This is a genomic window from Undibacterium sp. Ren11W, assembly GCF_049340485.1.
Classification (GTDB): Bacteria; Pseudomonadota; Gammaproteobacteria; order Burkholderiales; family Burkholderiaceae_D; genus Undibacterium.
Genome location: NZ_JBMPPB010000001.1, coordinates 508,748 through 529,526 on the forward strand (window position 1 = coordinate 508,748; position 20,779 = coordinate 529,526).

Consider the following 20,779-nt stretch of genomic DNA (forward strand, 5'->3'; position numbering starts at 1 on the left):
ATTTCTACTTAGATAAAAAGGTAGAAATACTGTACCTGGAAGAAAGGTGTGTGTGAAAATATCGGGACATCATCTCAACCATAGCGATGTCCCAATATTTTTTTGCACGTAAAAAAAATTTAAATTGTCAGGCTTTGATGCTTACTTATACCGATGCTAGTTGTTGACGTGCTCTGGCGATCGCCAGTTTGACTTGTTCTGGCGCGGTGCCGCCTACATGGTTGCGGGCAGCAACAGATCCTTCTAACGTTAACACCGCAAACACGTCTTCTTGCACCAAGTTTGAAAATTTTCGCAACTCGTCTAAATGCATGTCGCTCAGGTCGCAGCCTTTATCGACGCACGTGCGCACTGCCAGTGCAACCGCTTCATGCGCATCACGAAATGGCAAACCTTTTTTAACCAGATAATCAGCTAGATCTGTTGCTGTCGCATAACCTTGTAAGGCTGCAGCGCGCATTGCTTCTGGCTTTACCGTAATGCCACCAGCCATATCGGCGAAAATCCGTAAGGTGTCGACGATCGTGTCAACGGTGTCAAATAGTGGTTCTTTGTCTTCCTGGTTGTCTTTGTTGTAGGCCAGAGGCTGGCCCTTCATTAATGTCAACAAAGCGATCAAGTGGCCATTCACGCGCCCAGTTTTTCCGCGTGCCAGTTCAGGTACATCGGGGTTTTTCTTTTGCGGCATGATGGACGAGCCAGTGCAGAAGCGATCCGCGATATCGATAAACCCGACCCGAGGACTCATCCAGATTACCAATTCTTCCGACATGCGTGAAATATGGGTCATGATCAAAGCCGCCGCAGCACAAAATTCTATCGCGAAATCTCGGTCTGAGACTGCATCAAGTGAATTGTGGCAAACATCGTCGAAGCCCAAAGTTTTTGCCACACGCAGACGGTCGATAGGGAAGGTGGTTCCCGCTAAGGCTGCTGCGCCAAGTGGCAGGCGATTGACGCGTTTGCGGCAATCAAGCATACGTTCTGTATCGCGCGCAAACATCTCCACATAGGCCAAAACATGGTGACCGAAAGTGATAGGTTGCGCTACCTGCATATGGGTAAAGCCAGGCATGATGGTGGCCGCGTGTTGTTCAGCCAAATCGAGCAGGGCGCTACGAAAATCACCTAAAAGACCGACAATAGTATCGATGGAGGAACGGACATACAGACGAATATCGGTGGCGACCTGATCATTGCGTGAACGCCCAGTATGCAGACGTTTTCCAGCATCACCGACTAACTCCGTCAGGCGTTTTTCAATATTCAGATGCACGTCTTCCAGATCAAGCAGCCAAACAAACTGTCCACTTTCAATTTCGGACAAAATTTGCTGCATGCCACGTTGGATGTCGGCATGATCTTGGTCGGTGATGATATTTTGCGCCACTAACATCTCTGCGTGCGCCAATGATCCCTGTATATCAAACAGCGCCAGGCGCTTATCGAAGAAGACTGAGGCAGTGTAACGTTTGACTAAATCGGAAACAGGTTCGTTGAAACGGGCAGACCATGCCTCGCTTTTTTTTGAGAATTGTGATGTCATAGTGGTTTATGAATTTTATGGAAATAGTGATGCTGCCTAAACTGTATTTCCCGATTATACCGTGTGCCAGCAACAAGCTTCACGCTCTATCACGATGAATAAGGTAGCAAACACCCGTAGTAGCCATCTAATATTGCCCGATTATTGCAATCTGGGCATACTTTTTCGTGTGTTGTTTATAGTCAATGCCTCTGTTTTTATTGCCCTATTGGGGCGTGGTCAGGGCTGGTTCATCAGTACCCAGGAGTTTATTGAGACCTCGATGTTGGTCGAGTTAATTTGTCTGTCATCGTTGTTAAGCCTGTGTTTCTTGCGCGAACGCCTTGCCAGTAGAGCGGTACCAGCATGGGCTCAGCGTGCAATCGCTGGATGCGCGCCATCGGGAATTTGTTTGTTAGTACTAATGTATTTGGAAAACATGGATTGGTTTACATTTAGTTTTCCTAGACTGCACACCTCGTATGCAACCTTGCTGTGTTTTATCTATGGGATCGGTCTGCAACATTATTTTGAACTACGCAACCGTGCCTTTTCGCCCGCGTTGGGGGAAGCCAAATTGCAGGCGCTACAGGCCCGGATACGGCCACATTTCTTGTTTAATAGCCTCAACGCAGTACTTTCTTTGATACGCACTGACCCACGTCGTGCCGAAACCGTGCTGGAAGATTTGGCTGATCTGTTTCGAGTGCTGATGCGCGACACGCGCGACATGACGACGCTGCAGGATGAGATTCATCTGTGTGAACAATATTTATCGATAGAAAAACTGCGTTTGGGCGAGCGTCTGCAGATCAGTTGGCATACTGAAAATCTGAATGACCTAGAACTTAGTGAAATAAAAATTGCGGCGCTTTTGTTGCAGCCCTTGTTAGAAAATGCAGTGCATTATGGGGTGGAGCCATCAACTAAGGCATCTTTAATTCTGGTAGCGATACGCCGCAATCTAAATAAAATAGAAATCTCGGTCAGCAATCCGCTACATGCGGATGCCAGACTGTCGCAGGGTAATCACATGGCGCTGGAGAATATCCGGCAGCGACTGGTACTACTCTATGATATCGAAGCGGACTTGAGCTACGGCCCTATAGGGAATAATTTTGAAGTTAAACTGCAATTTCCAGCAAATAAATGAATTTACCAAAAATACTGATAGTTGATGATGAGGCTCCGGCGAGACAGCGATTGGCAATGCTGTTGTCGGATATTCAGACAGAGTGTCCCTGCGTTCTGATTGGTGAGGCGGCGAATGCGCAAGCGGCCTTAGATAGTATCGCAGTGGGACGTCCTGATATTATTTTATTAGACGTGCAAATGCCTGGCATGAATGGTCTGGAATTGGCCCAGCATTTGGCGCGTAACTCTCAAACTCAGCAACCGGCAGTGATCTTCATCACCGCTTACGACGAATATGCACTGAAAGCCTTTGAAGTGCATGCCATGGATTATTTACTTAAGCCAGTAAGGGCAAGTCGACTGGCGGAAGCGATTTTGCGTATAGTGCGCTTACGCATTGCTGGATCGTCTCCTGTCGAGCTTAAGTCAGAGATGGCCCCGGTTATCCTTCCTAAATTGCCAACTGCCCGCCAGTGCTTCTCGGTATTGGAGAGAAATCGCATTCTGCTAGTTCCTGTGGCAGATGTCTTGTTTTTAAAGGCGGAGCAAAAGTATGTCACCTTGCACACGAAGGCGCGCAGCTATTTACTCGAAGAATCTTTAACTTCCATTGAAGAAGAAATGGTGATCAGCTTGGTGCGGGTGCATAGAAATGCTCTCGTTTCACGACTTGCCATTGTCGGCGTTGAACGCGCGCCTCACAGTAATGATCCCGAGCATGACCACGAGAAATTGACTGAATCATGGCAAGTTATCTTGCGTGATTGTGATGAACGTTTACCGATTTCAAGACGGCAATGGCCGGTGATTAAGGCCTTAGTACGTTGAGAATGCAAAGATCAACACAGTTTGCAGCCCGGTCCCATACCCGCTTGTTGGTTTGCGGGGATATGCTTCGGTTTTCTTCATCATTTCGTGAACGGCGTATTGGTGATGTGTGCTTGAGGCACTACACTAGCGACTTTCAATTTTGCTTCTTTGATTGCGCTTAATTCATGACGTCTTTATCTGTGCTCTTGCCTGTTATTTCAGGCACTAACAATCCAGCCTTGTCTGAGCTACTACATGGCTACATTAACAATAAAACTAAGCCTTTAGGTAGCTTGGGCAGGCTAGAGGAACTAGCGCACCAAGTGGGCTTGATACAACAGAGCAGCGCTCCAGCATTGGATGCGCCCAGCATCATTGTGTTTGCCGCTGATCATGGTGTCGTCGCTGAAGGAATATCGGCATTTCCTCAGGATGTGACTTGGCAAATGGTGGAGAATTTTTTAACACAAGGTGCCGCAATCAATGTTTTTGCGAGGCAAAACGGCATTCAATTGCAGATCGTCGATGCTGGCGTCAAGCATGATTTTGGGGTGCGCGAGAATTTGCTAAACCGCAAAATCGCTGGTGGCACACGTAATTTTGCACAAGAGCGCGCAATGAGTGCGGAGCAATGTCAGACCGCTCTGCAACATGGTGTGCAGTTAGTGAAGGCCATGGTTGGCAACGTAGTCGGCTTTGGCGAAATGGGAATAGGCAATACAACTGCTGCGGCTGCCTTAATGCATAAGCTGACCGGTATTCCGGTCTCCGATTGCGTCGGCGCAGGCACTGGTTTGAGTCATGCAGGGGTCTTGCATAAACAACGTGTGATCGAAGCAGCGATGTTGCTGCACGCTGATGTGAGCGAGCCTTTGGATGTGCTGGCGTGCTTTGGTGGTTTTGAAATCGCCATGATGGTGGGGGCTATGCTGGCTGCCGCTGAGCGTCGCATGGTATTGCTGATTGATGGTTTTATCGTGACAAGTGCCTTATTGGTGGCGGCGCGTTTGCAGCCTGCAATACTTGATTATTGCGTCTTTGCGCACAGCTCCGATGAGAGTGGACATGCCAGGATGCTGTCTGCTTTGGATGCTAAGCCTTTGCTGGCTTTAGATTTACGGCTGGGTGAGGGAACGGGGGCGGCATTGGCGTATCCCTTATTGCAGGCTGCGGTGAATTTTCTGAATCAGATGGCGACCTTTGGTTCGGCTCAGGTCAGCGAAAAAAACCAAGTTGCTGATTGAATTTATGAAACAGCAATTGCGACTGTTTTTTATTGCGATGCAATTCTTTACGCGCATTCCTATACCTGCTTGGGTGGGATTTGATTCCGCGTGGCTACATCAAGCCTCTCGTTATTTTCCGGCGGTTGGATGGGTTGTGGCGGGCGTTAGCGCGGCAGTGTATAGCGGGGCGATACTACTCTGGACACCTCTGGTGGCCGTGGTAATGTCTACCGTTGCTAGTATTTGGTTGACCGGTGCCTTTCACGAGGATGGATTTGCCGATGTCTGTGATGGGTTTGGCGGAGGCATGACGCCGGAGCGCGTGCTAGACATTATGAAAGATTCTCGAGTCGGTGCCTATGGTGCGATAGGCGTATGTCTGATGCTGATCTTTAAAATAAGTTTGCTCAGTAGTTTACCCGCAACGTATGTGGTACCGGCCTTGCTGATGGCACATCCTTTATCACGCCTGGCTTCGTGCAGTTTGATATGGTGCCTGGAATATGCTCGGCTGGAAGGAAAGGCTAAGCCCTTAGCTCAACATATGTCTGGTGGCGAATTTCTGATTGCGACTCTTAGCGTGATTGTTCCGCTGATGGCGATGTTGGCGTTTCAGTTGCTGCCTTTGTTGGCTTTTTTGATGGGATTATTTGGGCTGCTGGTCGCCAGTTACTGGTTGTCAGCCTTGTTTGTGCGTCGTATAGGCGGCTACACCGGCGATTGTCTGGGGGCAGTGCAGCAACTATCTGAAGTCGCGTTTTATCTCGGCTTGTTGGCCATGCCGCGTTGGATCTGAATCTATGTTACTGCATCTGATACGGCATCCTAAGCTAGATATAGCGCCTGATATTTGTTACGGACAAAGCGATATCCCCGCCAATCATGTGCATTGCACACAAATCGCGGATGAATTGCGCATGCTACTGCCAGTAAATCTGAGCGTGATTTCCAGTCCCTTACAGCGTTGCCATGTTTTGGCGCGTATGTTGCATCATGCGCCTGTAATTGACGCTCGGTTGATGGAAAAGAATTTTGGCGCATGGGAAATGCGTTCTTGGGAAAATATCGCGCGTGCAGAAATCGATGCCTGGGTGCTTGACGTGGTTGGCTACGTGCCATTTGGCGGTGAATCGGTTCTTATGATGGCGAAACGTGTGCTGGATTTTTTGACGAGCTTGCCGATGTGTCGCGAACTGGAGGGAACTGAGACCGTGTTGGTTACTCATGGCGGACCATTAAGCATGATCCTTGCCTATCAATTCGGCATGTCTGCCGAGGATTTGGCTAATGCTGTCGCAATGAAAAGAAAAAACCTTGATTTTGGTGATTGTGTTCAAGTGCAAATTAAATTGTGTTAGTGTTCAAGCAAGCGCGATTTATATAAAAAAACAATTTCTCACTCAATAGAAATCTTGGGAGGCGATGATTATGATAGAGCTTAGAAAAAATCCTAGAACCAATGTGGTTTGGCGTGCCGTGATTAAATTAGGTGAAGATAATATTGTTGCCGCTAAGGTCATCAATATTTCTAAAGGTGGAGTGTTGATTTATTGCCCCGCTAGCGTTGAAACCAACAAGGAATATCGTTTACTATTGAACGTCCCGCATATCGATCAAACTTCAGATCAGACATATCAAGTGCATTGCAAAATGCGCGTCTTGAATTCTCGGCTCAGTGGCGAGTACTATCACATCAATTTGAAATTTACAGAATTGTCTGACTTGCATCGTTGTCTATTTGAAGCATGGCTATCACTGGTCAGTAAATATGAACAATTGAGTTGAAATTAATCTAGCTCAAATATTTCAAATTATTTGCGGTAAATTTCGATAGACCTTGCCGAGTCCAGTCTCAGCCATTAAAATGGCGCAGTTTTGGTGCTCGCGGACATAATCATGTCTGCGGTTAAACGGGAAACACGATGCAAGTATTCTGTGCATTCAGTGTGCTGCCCCCGCAACGGTGTACAAGCGCCACGAAGATTTTCAGAAGTTTTGAATCAAAACGTGGCAAGCCATCCTTCGTTACCACTGTGCAAAGTGCATGGGAAGGTCAGATGGTCAAGCTCGTCAGCCCGGATACCGGCCAGAATAAGTGAAGTGCGACGAACGGCGATGTTCGGTTTCTGTTTATTTTTAGAGACCTAAATTGGCTTGGATTGACACAATAGAGTCGATTCATCTGCTAGCGATCATCCCGTTGAACACTTTGTATTCACGCAGCCTGCGGGGACGTCGGCTGCTTGCCTTTTTTCGAATTGATCATGACTTCAGTATTTAAACCGCTAGCCATCAGCTTTGCTGTGGCCGCTGCCTTTCCTACTTTCTCTGTGTTTGCAGAGCCTACCCAAAATGTCGTCGTTACAGCGGGGCGCCAAGCCCAAGTCGCAAAAGACGTGTTGGCTGATAACCTTGTTATTAACGCCGAAGAAATCGCTAAATCTGGTGCGATTTCTGTAGTCGATTTATTGCAAAAACAGCGTGGTATAGAAATTGGCCGTAACGGTGGGCCAGGTACTACTGCTTCGGTGTTCATGCGCGGCGGCTCGAATTCGCAAAATGCGGTATTTATCGATGGCGTACGCATAGGTTCAGCCACCTCTGGTGGTGCGAGCTGGTCAACCATCCCTTTGTCGCAAATAGAGCGCATAGAAGTTGTTTACGGTCCTCTGTCTAGTTTGTATGGTGCCGATGCAATGAGCGGTGTGGTGCAGATATTTACGAAAAAGGGTAGTCGTGCAATCGCGCCTACTGCTTCCGTGGGTGTAGGTAGTTATGGCTTGCGTAGAGTGGAAGCAGGTATTTCTGGCGCAACTGAAAGTAATTTTAGCTTTGCTTTGAATGCTGGCCATGAAACTTCAGAAGGGTTCTCTGCCACCAAGCCAGCGGCAGGTCCATATAGCTATAACGCCGATAAAGATGGCTACACTCTCGATAGTGTTAGTGGCAGGTTAGGTCTTGAAGTAAGTAAGGGTTTTGATTTAGGTTTGAATTTTTTACAAAGCCGCCTTGACTCTCAGTTTGATTCCGGACCAGGTTACGATGATAGGAGCGAACAAAAGTTGGAGACTGTCGCGCTGTTCGGTAGGGCCAAATTAAGCAGTAATTGGTTAAGTGGATTGCAGTTGGCAAAAACCGCTGATAAAGGCTACACAGATGCGTCATACGGCAAAAGCCAGATTGACACGACCCAAACCAGTATCAACTGGCAAAATGATATCAACATCGGTAAAGATGTCTTGCAACTGATCGTCGAGCGACGCGTTGAAGATGTCGATGGCACGACTTTGGCTCTGAATCGTAGTCGCAGCACTAATTCATATGCGGCGTCGTATGTTTTGAAACGCGATGCGCACCTGGCTAGCGCCAGTCTGCGCAATGACGTCAGCTCACAATACGGCTCTCACTCTACCGGCAGCGTAGCGTATGGCTATCGCCTGACAGAGGCTCTGCGTTTGAACGCTAGTTATGGCACTAGTTTTCGTGCGCCAACGTATAACGAATTGTATTACCCAAGTTACGGGATAGAAACGAATAAACCTGAAACCGCAAAAAATGCCGAGCTCGGCGTCTATTTTGATGATAATACCTATGAATTTAGCGCGGTCTATTACCAAAATAAAGCGACAGACTTATTAGTGAGCACAAATGTTTGTCCGATTTTGCAAGCGACACATAAATATGGCTGTGCTTACAACGTCGATAAAGCCACCATGTCTGGTTTAACAATTGGTGCGAACGTCAACTTGGGTAGCATAAACTTGCGTGCATCTTTGGATATACAAGATCCGGTGGACGATACCACAGGCAAACGTCTGGCACGGCGTGCTAAGCAGCACGGCACTTTGGCGGCAGAGTACAGCATAGAAAAACTAAAATTCGGTGCCGAAGGAATATTCTCGGGCGAACGTTACGATGACGTTGCAAATAAAAAGCTGCTGCCAGGATATGGGCTACTTAATCTGTACGCAACGTATGACGTCGCTGCGAACTGGACCGTTCTAGCACGCTTTAATAACGCCTTAAATAAGGACTACGAGACTGCCAAAAACTATGCAACGGCCGCTTCGAATATCTATGTTGGTGTGAGTTACGGCTTTAAATAATTTTTAAGCTAGCAACTGTGCCTCGCTGTTTTTTCAGTAAAAGTGAGGCGCAGTTTCCAATATGGTTTCAAGCTTTTGCTAGTTTCCGTGGTCTATGTGTTGATGATTATTATATTTTGGAAGCGTTGATTTTGAGATTTCATGTCTGAACCAAATCCTGCACGCCGTGCCAAGCTGATATTTCTGGGCCTGGGTAGTTGCGCCATTTTTAGTGTCTTGCTGGCTTGCTCCATAGGCTCAGTTACGCTGTCGTTTCCTGAACTTTTTCATGCGCTATTTGAGTTGTTCCAGGGGCAGTCGTCCAGTTTGGCCACTACCGTGTTGGATTTGCGATTAGGGCGTGCTCTCTCAGGTTTTGTCACTGGTGCTACCTTGGGTTTGGCGGGGGTGATGATGCAGGCATTGCTACGCAACCCTCTGGCTGATCCTTTTGTCCTTGGCATCTCTGGTGGCGCTTCGGTCGGTGCCTTATTTGCAATACTGTTTTTTTGCGCTGCCTGGATGGTCGATCTGGCGGCTTTTGCCGGTGCCATTGCAGTTGCAGTGTTGTTATTTGCTTTGGCATATAGAGATTTTCGCGGCAGCGGTAGCTCTGAGGGCAGCGCACCCTTACTACTCTTGACCGGCGTGATCGTGGCTGCTGGCTGTAGCGCAATGGTCAGCTTGCTTCTGTCTATTGCGCCAGACAGCCGTTTGCGTGGCATGGTGTTTTGGATGATAGGTGATTTATCGAATACCGAGTCACGTTATCTTCCCTGGATCATTTTAGTTGGGGTGGCCTGGTTCGCTATCCGCAGTGCGCGCGCGATTAATGTCGCTGCCATGCATGCAGATAACGCCAGCAGTCTCGGAATTAATATTGGCCGTTTACGCAAAGCCTTGTTTTTTTGCGCGGCACTGCTTACCGCCAGCGCCGTTAGTAGCGCCGGTAGTATAGGTTTTGTCGGCTTGATTATTCCACATGCCTGTCGCTTCGCTTGGGGTGCTGATCATCGAGTCTTGATACCGGCGGCGGCTTTGGCAAGTGGTAGTTTTATCGTCTTGACGGATGCATTGGCGCGTACTGTCATCGCACCTCAACAATTACCGGTGGGCGTGATTACCGCCCTGATCGGGGTCCCTGTATTTTTATTCCAACTGCATCAGCTGAGGAGTCGCTGATGTCGTCGCTATCCGCTCCGTTATTGCAAGCGCGTGCCTTAGGTCTAAGTGTCTCTGGCCGCGTCTTATTGCTTGATCTGAATTGGCAAGTCGAGCCTGGACAGTGTTGGTGTGTGATTGGCCGCAACGGTGCCGGCAAGAGCACGCTATTGCGTAGTCTTGCCGGGATGCGTGCGCTAGAAACGGGGCAATTGCAGGTGCAGGGTAAACCCCTGGCGAGTTGGTCCTTGGCTGATTTAGCAAAACAGCGTGCCTACTTAGCGCAAGGACGGGTCGACGCATTTGCCTATCGTGCAATAGAAACCGTACTCAGTGCGCGCCATCCTTACCATGATGCACATTATTGGGAATCGGCCGAAGATATGGCGATTGCTAAGGAAGCGCTACGTGAACTTGATGTGGCCGATTTAGCGCAACGTGATGTCCGTAGCCTGTCTGGTGGTGAACGTCAGCGCGTTGCGATTGCCGCTTTGCTGGCGCAAGATGCACAGCTAATGTTGCTCGATGAACCGGCCAATGCACTCGATCTGGCGCATCAGGTCAGCGTGATGCAGCTATTCGCACGCCTGTGTCGTGATGCCAATAAGGCAGTGGTGATGGTGAGTCACGATCTGAATCTGGCGCACAGGATTTCTACTCATGCCTTGCTGCTGATGGGTGATGGTCTTTGGTTGGCGGGATCGAGGGATGATGTCATGACGGAGGCAAATTTAAGCCTATGCCTGGGGCATCCTATAGAACGCTTCGAACACGCCCATCAGACACTTTTTCTCCCAAAAGATTCAAGCTACGAATAAACTTTTTTTTACAGGCAACGCGTGAATATCCCAGAAAATACCCCAGATATCGAGAACATCAATACCCGTCACCATCGCCGCATGCTGCGCAAAAAAGAATTGATGGATCAAAAAATAGAAGCAGCGCAACGCGAGACTGGCGTGCTGGTGATTAACTGCGGCAATGGCAAGGGCAAAAGTTCTAGCGGTTTCGGTATGGTGATGCGTGCCATGGGACATGGTATGAAGGTCGGTGTCGTGCAGTTTATCAAGGGGGCAATGTCCACCGGTGAAGAGGTATTTTTACGGCGTTTCCCGGATGAGGTCGAGTTCCATGCGATGGGCGAAGGCTATACCTGGAATACGCAAAACCGCGAGCGTGATATAGAGAAAGCGCAAGCGGCTTGGGAACAGGCGAAGCGCTTTTTAAGTGATCCTGAAATCGGCATGGTGTTACTCGATGAACTCAATATCGCGCTGAAATATAATTATCTCGATGTGCAGCAAGTGATTTCCGATCTTGATGGCAGACCGGAGACGCAGCATGTGATCGTCACGGGCCGTGGTGCGCCGCCAGAATTGATAGCGGTGGCCGATACGGTAACCGAAATGCAGGTAGTCAAGCATGCCTTTCAGGACGGGATTGTGGCGCAGGCAGGCATAGAATGGTAGTGAAAACCTCATCGGCAAAAGTAGTACTAATTTCAGCCATCGCGTCGGGACAGGGTAAGACCACGACTACGGCCGCTTTAGCTCGTAAGCTCATTAAGATGGGGCAAAGCGTACGTATTTTTAAAACAGGCCCGGATTTTATCGATCCCATGATACTGGCACGTGCCAGTGGCGCGCCAGTACAGTCGCTAGATTTATGGATGGTCGGGTTAGCCGCTTCGCAAGCCATGCTGGCACAAGCGGCGGCCGAAGTCGATGTGATACTGATTGAAGGTGTGATGGGCTTGTATGACGGCAATCCGTCTTCGGCTGATCTGGCGCGCGCTTTCGGCGTGCCGGTGCTGGCGGTGTTGGATGCCTCGGCCATGGCGCAGACTGTAGGTGCCTTGGCGCTGGGTTTGCGGGATTTTGGACCGGTCAATTTGGCGGGAGTGATTGCCAATCGTGTTGCGTCTGAAGGACACGCCAAGATGGTAGCAGCAGCGATGCGCGATATTGCTTTGTTTGGCAGTCTGCGGCGTCAAGAGCGGGCTTTGCCTGAGCGGCATCTGGGTCTGGTGTTGCCGCAGGAAGTAGTGCAACTGGAGACGATATTGGAGCAGTTGGCCGATCAGCTAGAGATCGATAAGCAGGCTTGGGATCAACTGCCACTGACAGAGTTTAGCTTGCCCGACCTACCGGAAACGCCGCATTTGTTGCAGGGAAAAACCATCGCGATTGCGCAAGATGCGGCCTTCGCTTTTATCTATCCGGCCAATCTCGATTGCTTGCGTCAGTTGGGTGCTGAGCTGGTATTTTTTTCACCTCTGGCGGATCAATCGATTCCGCTGCAAGCCGATGCGCTGTATCTACCGGGCGGTTATCCAGAGTTACATGCGGCAACGCTAGTGGCTGCTAGGCATTGGCAGAACTCCATGCGTGCCGCGCACGCGGCAGGCATGCCTATCGTGGCCGAATGCGGTGGCATGATGGTGCTGAGCGATTTGTTGACGGATCAACAGGGGCAGAGCTGGCCAATGTTAGGACTGATGCAGGGGCAGATCGTGATGCAACAACAGTTGGCGGCGCTGGGTGCACAGGCGCTGGCGACTGAGCAAGGCGAGTTGCGCGGCCATACTTTTCATTACTCGCGTTTTGAGACGGATTTAGTACCGGTTGCAAATACGGTAAAACACTGGAATAGCGAAGTCGGAGAAGCAATCTATCTGGATGGTAATCTGCAAGCCTCGTATTTCCATGCCTACTTTTCGTCCAATCCTGCCGCTACAGCGCAGTTATTTTTAAAGCGCTGACACTCTGAAATGATGAAAACCAAGTCATGAAGCGTACTCTTATTTTTGGTGGCGCACGCTCAGGCAAGAGCGCCTATGCCGAGCAATTGGCAATCGGCTCAGGTAAGCCTGTCGTGTATCTGGCAACGGCGCAGGCGGGTGACGCCGAGATGCAGACGCGCATTGCGCACCATCAGACGCGCCGCCCAGCTCAATGGCAGACCCTGGAATGCCCCATCAATCTGGCACAAAGCATCGCGCAAGTGAGTAGCGCGGATAACCTGATTTTGCTCGATTGCCTGACCTTGTGGCTAACTAATCTGCTGTTTTCAGAAACGCATGAGTATCCAGAGATCGGCAATATCATAGCGCCTGAACAATTTGCGCTGCAGCGCACCGCCTTACTACAGGTTTTGCAGGACCTGCCGGGGGAGATAGTCATGGTCTCGAATGAGGTCGGCATGGGGATTGTTCCGCAAGGAGCTGTTTCGCGTTGGTTCGTCGATGAGGCGGGGCGTTTAAACCAGGCGATCGCTGCCCGTTGTGAGCAAGTGACGTGGGTGGCGGCTGGTCTGCCCCTGCATTTGAAGGGCGGCTAAATGTTGCTGCTGACTGTGAGTATTTTGGTGGCCTGTCTGGTGCTTGGCCTAGCTTTGGATCTATTGTTAGGGGAAACTCCACGCTGGCACCCGCTGGTCGGCTTCGGTAAGCTCGCTAACGCCTTGGAGGCGCGTTGGAATCGCGACTCTGCCGGACGCTTTACAGGTGGCGTGGCATGGTCGCTGGTTGTGCTTCCTCTAGTGCTGGCAACTCAAATAATCTTGTGGTGGAGTGCCCGCCATAGTCTTTGGCTAGCGCCTTTGCTACATGCTTTCTTGCTGTATCTTTGCCTGGGCTTGCGCAGCCTGTATGAACACACAGCGCCGATACGCTTGGCCTTGCAAAATGGCGATCTGGATACTGCCAGACGCCTTACTTCATATATTGTGAGCCGTGATACCAGTGCTGCCAACGAAGAAGATCTAGCCAAAGCCAGTGTCGAGTCGTTATTGGAAAATGGTTGTGATGCGGTATTTGGCACGCTGTTTTGGTTCGTGGTGGCGGGCGGTGCCGGCGCTGTGCTGTACCGTTTATCAAATACCCTAGATGCAATGTGGGGTTATAAGACGCCGCGCTTATTGCGCTTTGGTTGTGTAGCGGCACGCGTTGACGACGTCTTGAACTGGATACCCGCCAGGCTGACCGCAGTTTCGTATGCAGTGATGGGCGATACCCGGCTGGCACTGCAGTGCTGGCAGCAGCAGGCTGGCGCCTGGCCGAGCCCGAATGCTGGCCCGGTAATGGCGAGTGGTGCTGGTGCTTTGGGTTTGGCCTTGGGTGGTCTGGCGACTTACGATGGGGTGCCTGAGCAGCGCGCCCCGCTAGGGCGCGGGCGGGTGGCCAGTACCGCTGACATACAAGCGGCCTGGAGCCTGGTTTTGCGTAGCACCTCGTTGTGGGTAGCTTGCTTGCTGCTATTTGCCTGGTTTTTTGGTACAAACTAAATTTTGTGCTCGATTCTGTGCTCGAACCAACAAATTAAAGACAAGATAAAAATAATAGAACTTACGCAAAATTGTTACGGCAAGGCGGAAACGATGGCACTGGAGCCGTTTCGCGTAAGTCCTGAATTAGATAAACAAGACTGGGAGTCAGCAATGTTGGAGCATGGTGGTAATTTACGTGAGGCAGCGCAAGGTTTTGCTCGTCCGCTCGCTGACTGGGTGGATCTATCGACCGGTATTAATCCGCGTTTTTATCCTGTTCCCGCCTTGACTGCTAACGCCTGGCATCGCTTGCCGCAGCAGATGCCTCAATTATGTGATGCAGCGCAAGAATTTTATGGCGCGCCTTCGATGCTGGCGGTAGCCGGTAGTCAGGCCGCGATTCAGGCCTTGCCGCGCTTGCGCTTGCAGCAAACCGGTGTGGCGCGGGTAATCGTCTCAGCGCCGTCTTACGCCGAACATGCTTATCAATGGCGCTCGCAAGGGCATCAGCTTACTGAGCTCATTTATCCTGATTTAAGCGCGGCAGTCACTGCCGGGGCGGTTGATGTGCTGGTGCTGTGTAATCCGAATAATCCTACCGGCGCCACGATACCGGCGGCTACCTTACTAAGCTGGGCCACGCAATTGGCACTGCGTGGCGGGTGGTTAATCGTCGATGAGGCTTTTTGCGACAGCGCGCCCGATCTGAGCGTGGCTGCTGCCAGCGGGCAGAAAGGCTTGATCGTACTGCGTTCGGTGGGTAAATTTTTCGGGCTAGCAGGCTTACGTTTGGGCTTTGTTGGCGCTGAGCCGGTCTTGCTGGAACAGTTAGAAAATATGCTGGGCCCGTGGAGTGTGAGCGGACCAGCCCAGGAAATTGCCTATGCCGCTCTCACCGATAGCGCGTGGCAGCGCGATACCCGCGGCTATTTACAAGAGCAAGCGGAACGCATGCGCCAGTTATTACTGGAGCATGGTTTTACCTCGCAGGGCACAGACCTTTTCCTTTGGTGTAGCGATGCTAGCTTACAAGGACAAACTGAAGATTTATTCTTGCATCTGGCGCAGCGGGGGATTTGGGTGCGCTTGTTTTTACAGGCTGCACGCGGTTTGCGTTTCGGCTTGCCAGCCAATCAGGCCGAATGGCTGCGGTTAAGCCTGGCGTTGCAAGCGTGGTCAACCAAGACGAGAGAGACTACATGAGTGCAGTACTAAAAAAAAGATCGACGCTGTTGGCTTGTTTATGGTTATTCTGCTTGTTCCCTAATTTTGCGCTGGCGGCCATCATCGTTACCGACGATGCTGGCAATATCATCACTCTGCAAGCGCCTGCTAAGCGCATTATCAGCTTGTCGCCCCATGTGACCGAGTTGATCTTCGCCGCTGGTGCTGGCGATAAGATAGTCGGCACCGTGAATTACAGTGATTATCCGGCCGCTGCTAAAGCTATTCCCAGGCTAGGGGATAATCGTCAACTTGATATAGAACGCATCATCGCCATGAAACCCGATCTTTTGGTGGTTTGGATGCATGGCGCGTTCGAGCGTCAGTTGGAGCCTTTACGCCAGTCTGGCATTCCGTATTTTTTTAGCGAGCCGCATACGCTGGAGAATATTCCAGAAACTTTGATCAAGCTGGGCACATTATTGGGAACCGAGAAAATAGCAGGGACAGCGGCGCAGGAGTTTCGTCAGGAATTGGCACAATTGAGCAGCCGTTATCAAACTAAGTCCACGGTACGTACTTTTTATCAGGTCTGGGGTAAGCCCATCTTTACCCTCAACGATAAAAATATTGTCAGCGACGTGATACGTACTTGTGGTGGCGAGAATATTTTTGGCCGACTGGCGGCCGACGCCCCTAGCGTCAGCACAGAGGCGGTGTTGAAGGAAAATCCAGAGTTGATCATCAGTGGCGATAGTAAGAATCAAGCTCAGAGTGGAATCCTGCAATGGAAGGATTACAGCAACTTGCTGGCAGTCAAAAATCATAATCTGCTGGCGCTTGATGGCGATCAACTCAATCGTGCCGGACCCCGCATCATACAAGGAGCCAAAGCGGTTTGCTTGGCGATGGAGGCGGCAAGAAATAAGCGGACGATAGACTCGATGAGCAACAGGAAAGTGGGCGAAAAATGAACCAGGTCAAGCAACTTAATGCCAGTCTGTATCAACGCATAGCCTGTCTGAGTACCGAATCGGTCGAGGTCTTATATGCCTTGGGGGCCGAAGACTTAATCGCCGGCATTTCTGGCTACACCACCAGACCGGCGCGGGCGCGCAGTGAGAAGCCGAAGATCAGCGGTTTTTCTAGCGCTAAGTTGGAGCGTATCTTTGCCGTCAAGCCTGATCTAGTGATTAGCTATTCAAATATGCAATCTGAAATTAGCCGTGATTTGATTAGCGCCGGTGTAGAAGTGCACGCCTTTAATCAACACAATATTGATGGTATCTTGCACATGATTGCGGTGCTCGCCAACTTGGTTTCCAAGCCAGAGCAAGGCGCGGCTTTGATTGCAGATTTACGGCAGATCATCGGGCAAGCACAACTGCGAGCCGCGCTATGGACGCGACGCCCCATCGTGTATTTTGAAGAGTGGGATAGCCCGATGATGAGTTGCATAGGCTGGGTCTCAGAGTTGATCACGATTGCTGGTGGCCAGGACGCCTTCGCCGATTTGGCGCAACATCACAGCGCCAGGGATCGTATCATCGCCGACTCTGGCGAGGTGGTGGCACGTTCTCCGGATATTATTATCGCTTCCTGGTGCGGTAAAAAATTTCGGCCAGAAAAATTGGCCGATCGGCCCGGATGGCAGGAGATACCTGCGTTGCAGCAGGGACAGGTGTTTGAGATTAAGTCGGCCGATATTTTGTCGCCTGGTCCTTCGGCGATCACCCATGGTTTGCCACAGTTGCAGCAGATTATCGCTGATTGGCAATTGCTAAATACCTGATACTCCCCTAAAAATAGGTATGAATAGGCATGATTGCGCATATTTTATGTGCGCTTATAAAAAATACTAGTAGGGGGTATCTATATATCTCCGATTTCGCAGCGACGGGTTCAGGGCGGCCTTAGGCGGCGTAATGCAGGCTTTAGTGTCGCCTTTGGCCTCACCTGCCATGGCGCTGTTTAGCTCACTTGAATTTAATTTACGACCTATAGAAATACAACGATCATGAAAATATCCACCTTGATGGTGCAGGGCACGACCTCAGACGCAGGCAAGACCACGGTGGTGGCGGCGCTGTGTCGCTTACTGTATCGCGAGGGTGTCAAGGTGGTGCCTATGAAGCCGCAGAACATGGCCTTAAATAGTGCGGTAACGGCCGATGGTGGCGAGATCGGCCGCGCTCAGGCCTTGCAGGCGCTGGCAGCCGGTTTAGCCGCACACACCGATATGAATCCGGTGCTACTCAAGCCTTCATCCGATACCGGTGCCCAGGTGATCATCCACGGCAAGGTAAGAGCCGATATGGATGCGCGCGATTACGACCAATACAAAAGCATCGCGATGCAGGCAGTGCTGGAGTCTTATCAACGTTTGCAGCAGCAATACGATGCCATCATCGTTGAAGGTGCGGGTAGCCCGGCTGAAGTCAATTTGCGCGAGCGCGATATCGCGAATATGGGCTTTGCCGAAGCCGTCGATTGTCCGGTCATCTTGGTGGCAGACATCGATAGAGGCGGTGTGTTTGCCCACTTTATCGGCACTCTGGCTTGCCTGTCTGAGTCCGAGCAAAATCGCATCGTCGGCTTTGTCATCAATCGCTTTCGCGGCGATATCAGTTTGCTTGAGCCTGGCTTAGAGTGGCTGCAGCAAAAGACCGGTAAGCCAGTGCTGGCAGTGCTGCCCTACCTGCATGGTCTGATGTTAGACGCGGAAGACGCAATTCAGCCCAGCCAAACCAGTAGCGGAAAATTTAAGGTGATCGTGCCGGCAATACCAAGGATTTCGAATCACACCGATTTTGACGCCCTGCGTTTTCATCCGGATGTCGATCTGCAATTTATCGGGCCCGGCATGGCGATCCCTGCTGCCGATTTAATCATCCTGCCAGGTAGTAAAAACACCCGTGATGACTTGGAGTTTTTGTTGCAACAAGGCTGGCAAGCGGTGCTGGAAAAACATTTGCGCTACGGCGGTAAAGTGTTAGGGATTTGTGGCGGCTATCAAATGCTGGGGCAGATTATCAGCGATCCGCACGGTGTCGAGGGCGCGCCGGGTGATTCCGATGGGCTGGCGCTACTCGACATTACTACTGAACTAACGACAGAAAAACGCCTGCAGCAAGTGAGCGGTCTATGTGCCTTCGGTGCTAAACGCGATGCCAGGGTAGAGGGCTATGAGATCCACATGGGGCTGACCTATGCCAGCAGCGACACCTTGCCCGCCTTTATGATCGATGGCCAAGAAGAAGGGACGCGCTCGCCGGACGATTTGATATTAGGTTCATATCTACATGGCTTATTCGATCATCCTGATGCCTGTGCTGCCTTGCTGGAATGGGCCGGCCTCAGCAGTGAACAAAGAGTCGATTTGGCCAGCTTGCGCGAGCAAAGTTTAGATAGAGTGGCGAATGCCTGCGCCCCTTTGCTGGCGGCCTTGCAAGCACTCTAAGTGGGCTGGTATTTCTTATGATTTTTTGTTTTGACTGCGACAGGCCGCAGGTAAATGCTCTAGTTTTACGGTGGTTTTGTCTACGCCCTTGAGCGTCATTTTGTCGGGCGCTTCGGCACCGGCACAGACCCAGGTAACCGGGACGATCACCGCATCCTCGACGATGGCAGGTCGCAAACTGAGTATTTTTCCTTTGAGCGGGCCAGTAGCGCGATTGCCAAAGCTGATGTGTATCGCGCCATTCTCCAGTGTGATCGAGTTCACATAGTTATTTACGATTTTATCCGCGGCTGGTAAGCCAGCTGCCGCATTATCGACGGGGAAATTCTGACCGGCTAACCAACTCGCGGCGACTGGTTTTTTAACCAGATCAGCCAAGCTGATGCCCACTTCAATTTGTTCTCTAGTGATCTTAAAGAGATAAGATGGGACCGAGATGGCGGCTAAAATTGCGATGATCGCCACCACGGCCATCATTTCTATGAGGGTAAATGCCTGCTGTTTTTTCATTGGATAAGAGATAAAAAATTTCCCTCACTATAGAGGAATTTTCTGATGGCAACCAGACTTTCTTGCTGAGTTCTAGGCTCGAATATGGGCATGCCGGGCTGCGCCTAATTTAATTTACGTAAGAAAATTGCAAGAATTTGTAAGTGCTCGATATAAAATATCAAAAAAACACCGATCAGGTTTACACTAGCTGATTTCTGCAATTTTCATCACTGCTGATGAGTTGATGCCGCAATCCTTAAATTAGCCGCATTACCAATAAACTGCAAATCACGCTGCGCAAAGAAAACGCCGACTCCATTCATTAGGAATACCTGCACCATGTTTGACTTAAATAAAGTATTAGACCCTATCGCTGAAAGTGACCCTTGCGGTGAAGATCTCTCATTTTCACGTGAGATCGACGCCATCGTGGAAGCGCGGCGCTACGACGATCCCTCGCTGGAGCAAGGTGAGTGGGTGACGGAATTGAAGAGTGCCAATTGGCCTTTTGTGGTTGAACAATGTAGTTCACTGATCGCCACTAAGAGCAAGGATTTGCGTCTAGCGGTCTGGTTAACTGAAGCCAGTGCCAAGGTCGATCATTTCGCCGGTTTGGCTGATGGCTATTTGCTATTAGCAAAACTGTGCGATCAGTTTTGGGATGGCATGTACCCCTTGCCGGATGATGGCGATCAGGAGCAGCGCATCGGTAATCTATTTTGGATACTGACGCGTACCATCCCCTTGGTCAAAGAAATGCCTTTAACCGAAGGTCGTGGTACCGCTTACTCACAATTAGATTTTGAAGCAGCCAGGGCACGTTCCGCGAATGCCGAAAAACTTGCGATGGAGGGCAAGAGTCCGGAAGAGGGCCCGAAATTAGCGGATTTGGAAGCGGCAAGGCGTAAAAGCAGCCGGAAGTTTCATGAAAAATTGCTCAATGACGCGCAACGTTGCCTCGCCAACCTAAAGCAACTGGAATTAGCCGTTGATGCGCGCTTGGGAATCGATGGGCCAGGATTTTCAGCTGCCAAAGAATGTATAGAAGGCGCCGTAACGATCATCGCCAGAGTTGCACAAGAGTCGGGCGTGCAGACCGTTGCTGCTGATAGCGGCCAATCGTTAGCGAATTTGGTAGAAAGCACAGAACAGGGAAACTTTGCCATGCCACAAAATATGATGCCTAGTCACGGCAACGGTTTTCAGACTCGCGATCAAGCTTTGGCTCAATTGCGCTCGGTCGCCGATTTTTTTCGGCGTACTGAACCGCATAGTCCGGTCGCCTATCTGGCAGATAAAGCCGCGCATTGGGGTGAGATGTCCTTGCATACCTGGTTAAGTACGGTCATCAAAGATCCAGGCTCTTTGGCCCACGTAGAAGAATTGCTGGGATTGAAGTTGCCACCGGAAAATAATTAAGCGCTCTGGCCTTGTTTGCTTAGGTAAACATGCCGCT

General features: G+C 50.4%; 20 protein-coding genes and 1 riboswitch. Of the genes, 18 read left to right on the forward strand and 2 right to left on the reverse strand.

The genetic code is table 11. The features are described from left to right. Positions 1–145: 145 nt before the first annotated feature. A complete protein-coding gene (argH, locus tag ACO0K8_RS02335) occupies positions 146–1,546 on the reverse strand; it encodes an argininosuccinate lyase (RefSeq protein ID WP_422945010.1) in 1,401 nt (466 codons plus the stop codon). Between the two features lie 94 nt (positions 1,547–1,640). Between argH and ACO0K8_RS02340 the strand changes: the two genes are divergently transcribed. The 17 genes from ACO0K8_RS02340 to ACO0K8_RS02420 all read left to right on the forward strand — a co-directional run bounded on the left by ACO0K8_RS02340 (position 1,641) and on the right by ACO0K8_RS02420 (position 18,831). Continuing rightward, the gene (locus ACO0K8_RS02340) at positions 1,641–2,678 is read left to right on the forward strand and encodes a sensor histidine kinase (RefSeq protein WP_422945011.1); all 1,038 of its coding nucleotides are present in this window, start codon (positions 1,641–1,643) and stop codon (positions 2,676–2,678) included. Beyond that, positions 2,675–3,487 carry a LytR/AlgR family response regulator transcription factor gene (locus tag ACO0K8_RS02345; protein WP_422945012.1) on the forward strand — a complete coding sequence of 271 codons (813 nt, stop codon included), beginning with the start codon at positions 2,675–2,677 and terminating at the stop codon, positions 3,485–3,487. The genes ACO0K8_RS02340 and ACO0K8_RS02345 overlap by 4 nt, the downstream gene beginning before the upstream one ends. A gap of 167 nt (positions 3,488–3,654) precedes the next feature. Next, the gene (gene cobT / locus ACO0K8_RS02350; RefSeq protein WP_422945013.1) at positions 3,655–4,713 is read left to right on the forward strand and encodes a nicotinate-nucleotide--dimethylbenzimidazole phosphoribosyltransferase; all 1,059 of its coding nucleotides are present in this window, start codon (positions 3,655–3,657) and stop codon (positions 4,711–4,713) included. A 4-nt stretch (positions 4,714–4,717) separates the two neighbouring features. Next, positions 4,718–5,491 (forward strand): adenosylcobinamide-GDP ribazoletransferase, encoded by a 774-nt coding sequence (locus ACO0K8_RS02355; protein ID WP_422945014.1) that lies wholly within the window; start codon positions 4,718–4,720, stop codon positions 5,489–5,491. Between the two features lie 4 nt (positions 5,492–5,495). Beyond that, complete coding sequence (locus ACO0K8_RS02360) at positions 5,496–6,053, forward strand: histidine phosphatase family protein (RefSeq protein WP_422945015.1); 558 nt, start codon at positions 5,496–5,498, stop codon at positions 6,051–6,053. A 70-nt stretch (positions 6,054–6,123) separates the two neighbouring features. After that, positions 6,124–6,480: a PilZ domain-containing protein gene (locus tag ACO0K8_RS02365; RefSeq protein WP_422945016.1), complete on the forward strand. Its 357-nt coding sequence runs from the start codon at positions 6,124–6,126 to the stop codon at positions 6,478–6,480. Positions 6,481–6,554: 74 nt separating this feature from the next. After that, positions 6,555–6,800, forward strand: a riboswitch (cobalamin riboswitch). A 159-nt stretch (positions 6,801–6,959) separates the two neighbouring features. Next, positions 6,960–8,801 carry a TonB-dependent receptor domain-containing protein gene (locus tag ACO0K8_RS02370; protein ID WP_422945017.1) on the forward strand — a complete coding sequence of 614 codons (1,842 nt, stop codon included), beginning with the start codon at positions 6,960–6,962 and terminating at the stop codon, positions 8,799–8,801. A gap of 141 nt (positions 8,802–8,942) precedes the next feature. Further along, positions 8,943–9,962, forward strand: coding sequence for a FecCD family ABC transporter permease (locus ACO0K8_RS02375; RefSeq protein ID WP_422945018.1), 1,020 nt, complete (start codon positions 8,943–8,945; stop codon positions 9,960–9,962). Continuing rightward, positions 9,962–10,759 carry an ABC transporter ATP-binding protein gene (locus ACO0K8_RS02380; protein WP_422945019.1) on the forward strand — a complete coding sequence of 266 codons (798 nt, stop codon included), beginning with the start codon at positions 9,962–9,964 and terminating at the stop codon, positions 10,757–10,759. The genes ACO0K8_RS02375 and ACO0K8_RS02380 overlap by 1 nt, the downstream gene beginning before the upstream one ends. Before the next feature lie 81 nt (positions 10,760–10,840). Continuing rightward, positions 10,841–11,410, forward strand: a complete 570-nt coding sequence (gene cobO / locus ACO0K8_RS02385) for a cob(I)yrinic acid a,c-diamide adenosyltransferase (protein WP_422945841.1) — start codon at positions 10,841–10,843, stop codon at positions 11,408–11,410. Then, positions 11,404–12,702, forward strand: coding sequence for a cobyrinate a,c-diamide synthase (locus tag ACO0K8_RS02390; RefSeq protein WP_422945020.1), 1,299 nt, complete (start codon positions 11,404–11,406; stop codon positions 12,700–12,702). The genes cobO and ACO0K8_RS02390 overlap by 7 nt, the downstream gene beginning before the upstream one ends. A gap of 26 nt (positions 12,703–12,728) precedes the next feature. Further along, complete coding sequence (gene cobU / locus ACO0K8_RS02395) at positions 12,729–13,280, forward strand: bifunctional adenosylcobinamide kinase/adenosylcobinamide-phosphate guanylyltransferase (protein WP_422945021.1); 552 nt, start codon at positions 12,729–12,731, stop codon at positions 13,278–13,280. Beyond that, complete coding sequence (cbiB, locus tag ACO0K8_RS02400; protein WP_422945022.1) at positions 13,281–14,225, forward strand: adenosylcobinamide-phosphate synthase CbiB; 945 nt, start codon at positions 13,281–13,283, stop codon at positions 14,223–14,225. A gap of 153 nt (positions 14,226–14,378) precedes the next feature. Beyond that, on the forward strand, positions 14,379–15,410 hold the full coding sequence (gene cobD, locus ACO0K8_RS02405) for a threonine-phosphate decarboxylase CobD (protein ID WP_422945842.1): 1,032 nt from the start codon (positions 14,379–14,381) through the stop codon (positions 15,408–15,410). Next, the gene (locus tag ACO0K8_RS02410) at positions 15,407–16,345 is read left to right on the forward strand and encodes a cobalamin-binding protein (protein WP_422945023.1); all 939 of its coding nucleotides are present in this window, start codon (positions 15,407–15,409) and stop codon (positions 16,343–16,345) included. The genes cobD and ACO0K8_RS02410 overlap by 4 nt, the downstream gene beginning before the upstream one ends. Continuing rightward, positions 16,342–17,163: an ABC transporter substrate-binding protein gene (locus tag ACO0K8_RS02415; protein ID WP_422945024.1), complete on the forward strand. Its 822-nt coding sequence runs from the start codon at positions 16,342–16,344 to the stop codon at positions 17,161–17,163. Before ACO0K8_RS02410 ends, ACO0K8_RS02415 begins: the two co-directional genes overlap by 4 nt. Positions 17,164–17,406: 243 nt before the next feature. Then, complete coding sequence (locus tag ACO0K8_RS02420; RefSeq protein ID WP_422945843.1) at positions 17,407–18,831, forward strand: cobyric acid synthase; 1,425 nt, start codon at positions 17,407–17,409, stop codon at positions 18,829–18,831. A gap of 15 nt (positions 18,832–18,846) precedes the next feature. Here ACO0K8_RS02420 and ACO0K8_RS02425 read toward each other — a convergent pair whose 3' ends face one another. Beyond that, positions 18,847–19,341, reverse strand: a complete 495-nt coding sequence (locus ACO0K8_RS02425) for a pilin (RefSeq protein ID WP_422945025.1) — start codon at positions 19,339–19,341, stop codon at positions 18,847–18,849. Positions 19,342–19,662: 321 nt separating this feature from the next. On the opposite strand from ACO0K8_RS02425, the gene tssA reads away from it, so the two are divergent. Next, entirely contained in the window at positions 19,663–20,742 is a 1,080-nt protein-coding gene (gene tssA, locus ACO0K8_RS02430; protein WP_422945026.1) for a type VI secretion system protein TssA, read from the forward strand. Positions 20,743–20,779: the final 37 nt, after the last annotated feature.

What these genes read in the sequence shown, in the direction of transcription:
- argH (WP_422945010.1), bottom strand. Translation starts at nt 1,546, where the DNA reads ATGACATCACAATTCTCAAAAAAAAGCGAGGCATGGTCTGCCCGTTTC.
- ACO0K8_RS02340 (WP_422945011.1), top strand. Translation starts at nt 1,641, where the DNA reads ATGAATAAGGTAGCAAACACCCGTAGTAGCCATCTAATATTGCCCGAT.
- ACO0K8_RS02345 (WP_422945012.1), top strand. Translation starts at nt 2,675, where the DNA reads ATGAATTTACCAAAAATACTGATAGTTGATGATGAGGCTCCGGCGAGA.
- cobT (WP_422945013.1), top strand. Translation starts at nt 3,655, where the DNA reads ATGACGTCTTTATCTGTGCTCTTGCCTGTTATTTCAGGCACTAACAAT.
- ACO0K8_RS02355 (WP_422945014.1), top strand. Translation starts at nt 4,718, where the DNA reads ATGAAACAGCAATTGCGACTGTTTTTTATTGCGATGCAATTCTTTACG.
- ACO0K8_RS02360 (WP_422945015.1), top strand. Translation starts at nt 5,496, where the DNA reads ATGTTACTGCATCTGATACGGCATCCTAAGCTAGATATAGCGCCTGAT.
- ACO0K8_RS02365 (WP_422945016.1), top strand. Translation starts at nt 6,124, where the DNA reads ATGATAGAGCTTAGAAAAAATCCTAGAACCAATGTGGTTTGGCGTGCC.
- ACO0K8_RS02370 (WP_422945017.1), top strand. Translation starts at nt 6,960, where the DNA reads ATGACTTCAGTATTTAAACCGCTAGCCATCAGCTTTGCTGTGGCCGCT.
- ACO0K8_RS02375 (WP_422945018.1), top strand. Translation starts at nt 8,943, where the DNA reads ATGTCTGAACCAAATCCTGCACGCCGTGCCAAGCTGATATTTCTGGGC.
- ACO0K8_RS02380 (WP_422945019.1), top strand. Translation starts at nt 9,962, where the DNA reads ATGTCGTCGCTATCCGCTCCGTTATTGCAAGCGCGTGCCTTAGGTCTA.
- cobO (WP_422945841.1), top strand. Translation starts at nt 10,841, where the DNA reads ATGCTGCGCAAAAAAGAATTGATGGATCAAAAAATAGAAGCAGCGCAA.
- ACO0K8_RS02390 (WP_422945020.1), top strand. Translation starts at nt 11,404, where the DNA reads ATGGTAGTGAAAACCTCATCGGCAAAAGTAGTACTAATTTCAGCCATC.
- cobU (WP_422945021.1), top strand. Translation starts at nt 12,729, where the DNA reads ATGAAGCGTACTCTTATTTTTGGTGGCGCACGCTCAGGCAAGAGCGCC.
- cbiB (WP_422945022.1), top strand. Translation starts at nt 13,281, where the DNA reads ATGTTGCTGCTGACTGTGAGTATTTTGGTGGCCTGTCTGGTGCTTGGC.
- cobD (WP_422945842.1), top strand. Translation starts at nt 14,379, where the DNA reads ATGTTGGAGCATGGTGGTAATTTACGTGAGGCAGCGCAAGGTTTTGCT.
- ACO0K8_RS02410 (WP_422945023.1), top strand. Translation starts at nt 15,407, where the DNA reads ATGAGTGCAGTACTAAAAAAAAGATCGACGCTGTTGGCTTGTTTATGG.
- ACO0K8_RS02415 (WP_422945024.1), top strand. Translation starts at nt 16,342, where the DNA reads ATGAACCAGGTCAAGCAACTTAATGCCAGTCTGTATCAACGCATAGCC.
- ACO0K8_RS02420 (WP_422945843.1), top strand. Translation starts at nt 17,407, where the DNA reads ATGGTGCAGGGCACGACCTCAGACGCAGGCAAGACCACGGTGGTGGCG.
- ACO0K8_RS02425 (WP_422945025.1), bottom strand. Translation starts at nt 19,341, where the DNA reads ATGAAAAAACAGCAGGCATTTACCCTCATAGAAATGATGGCCGTGGTG.
- tssA (WP_422945026.1), top strand. Translation starts at nt 19,663, where the DNA reads ATGTTTGACTTAAATAAAGTATTAGACCCTATCGCTGAAAGTGACCCT.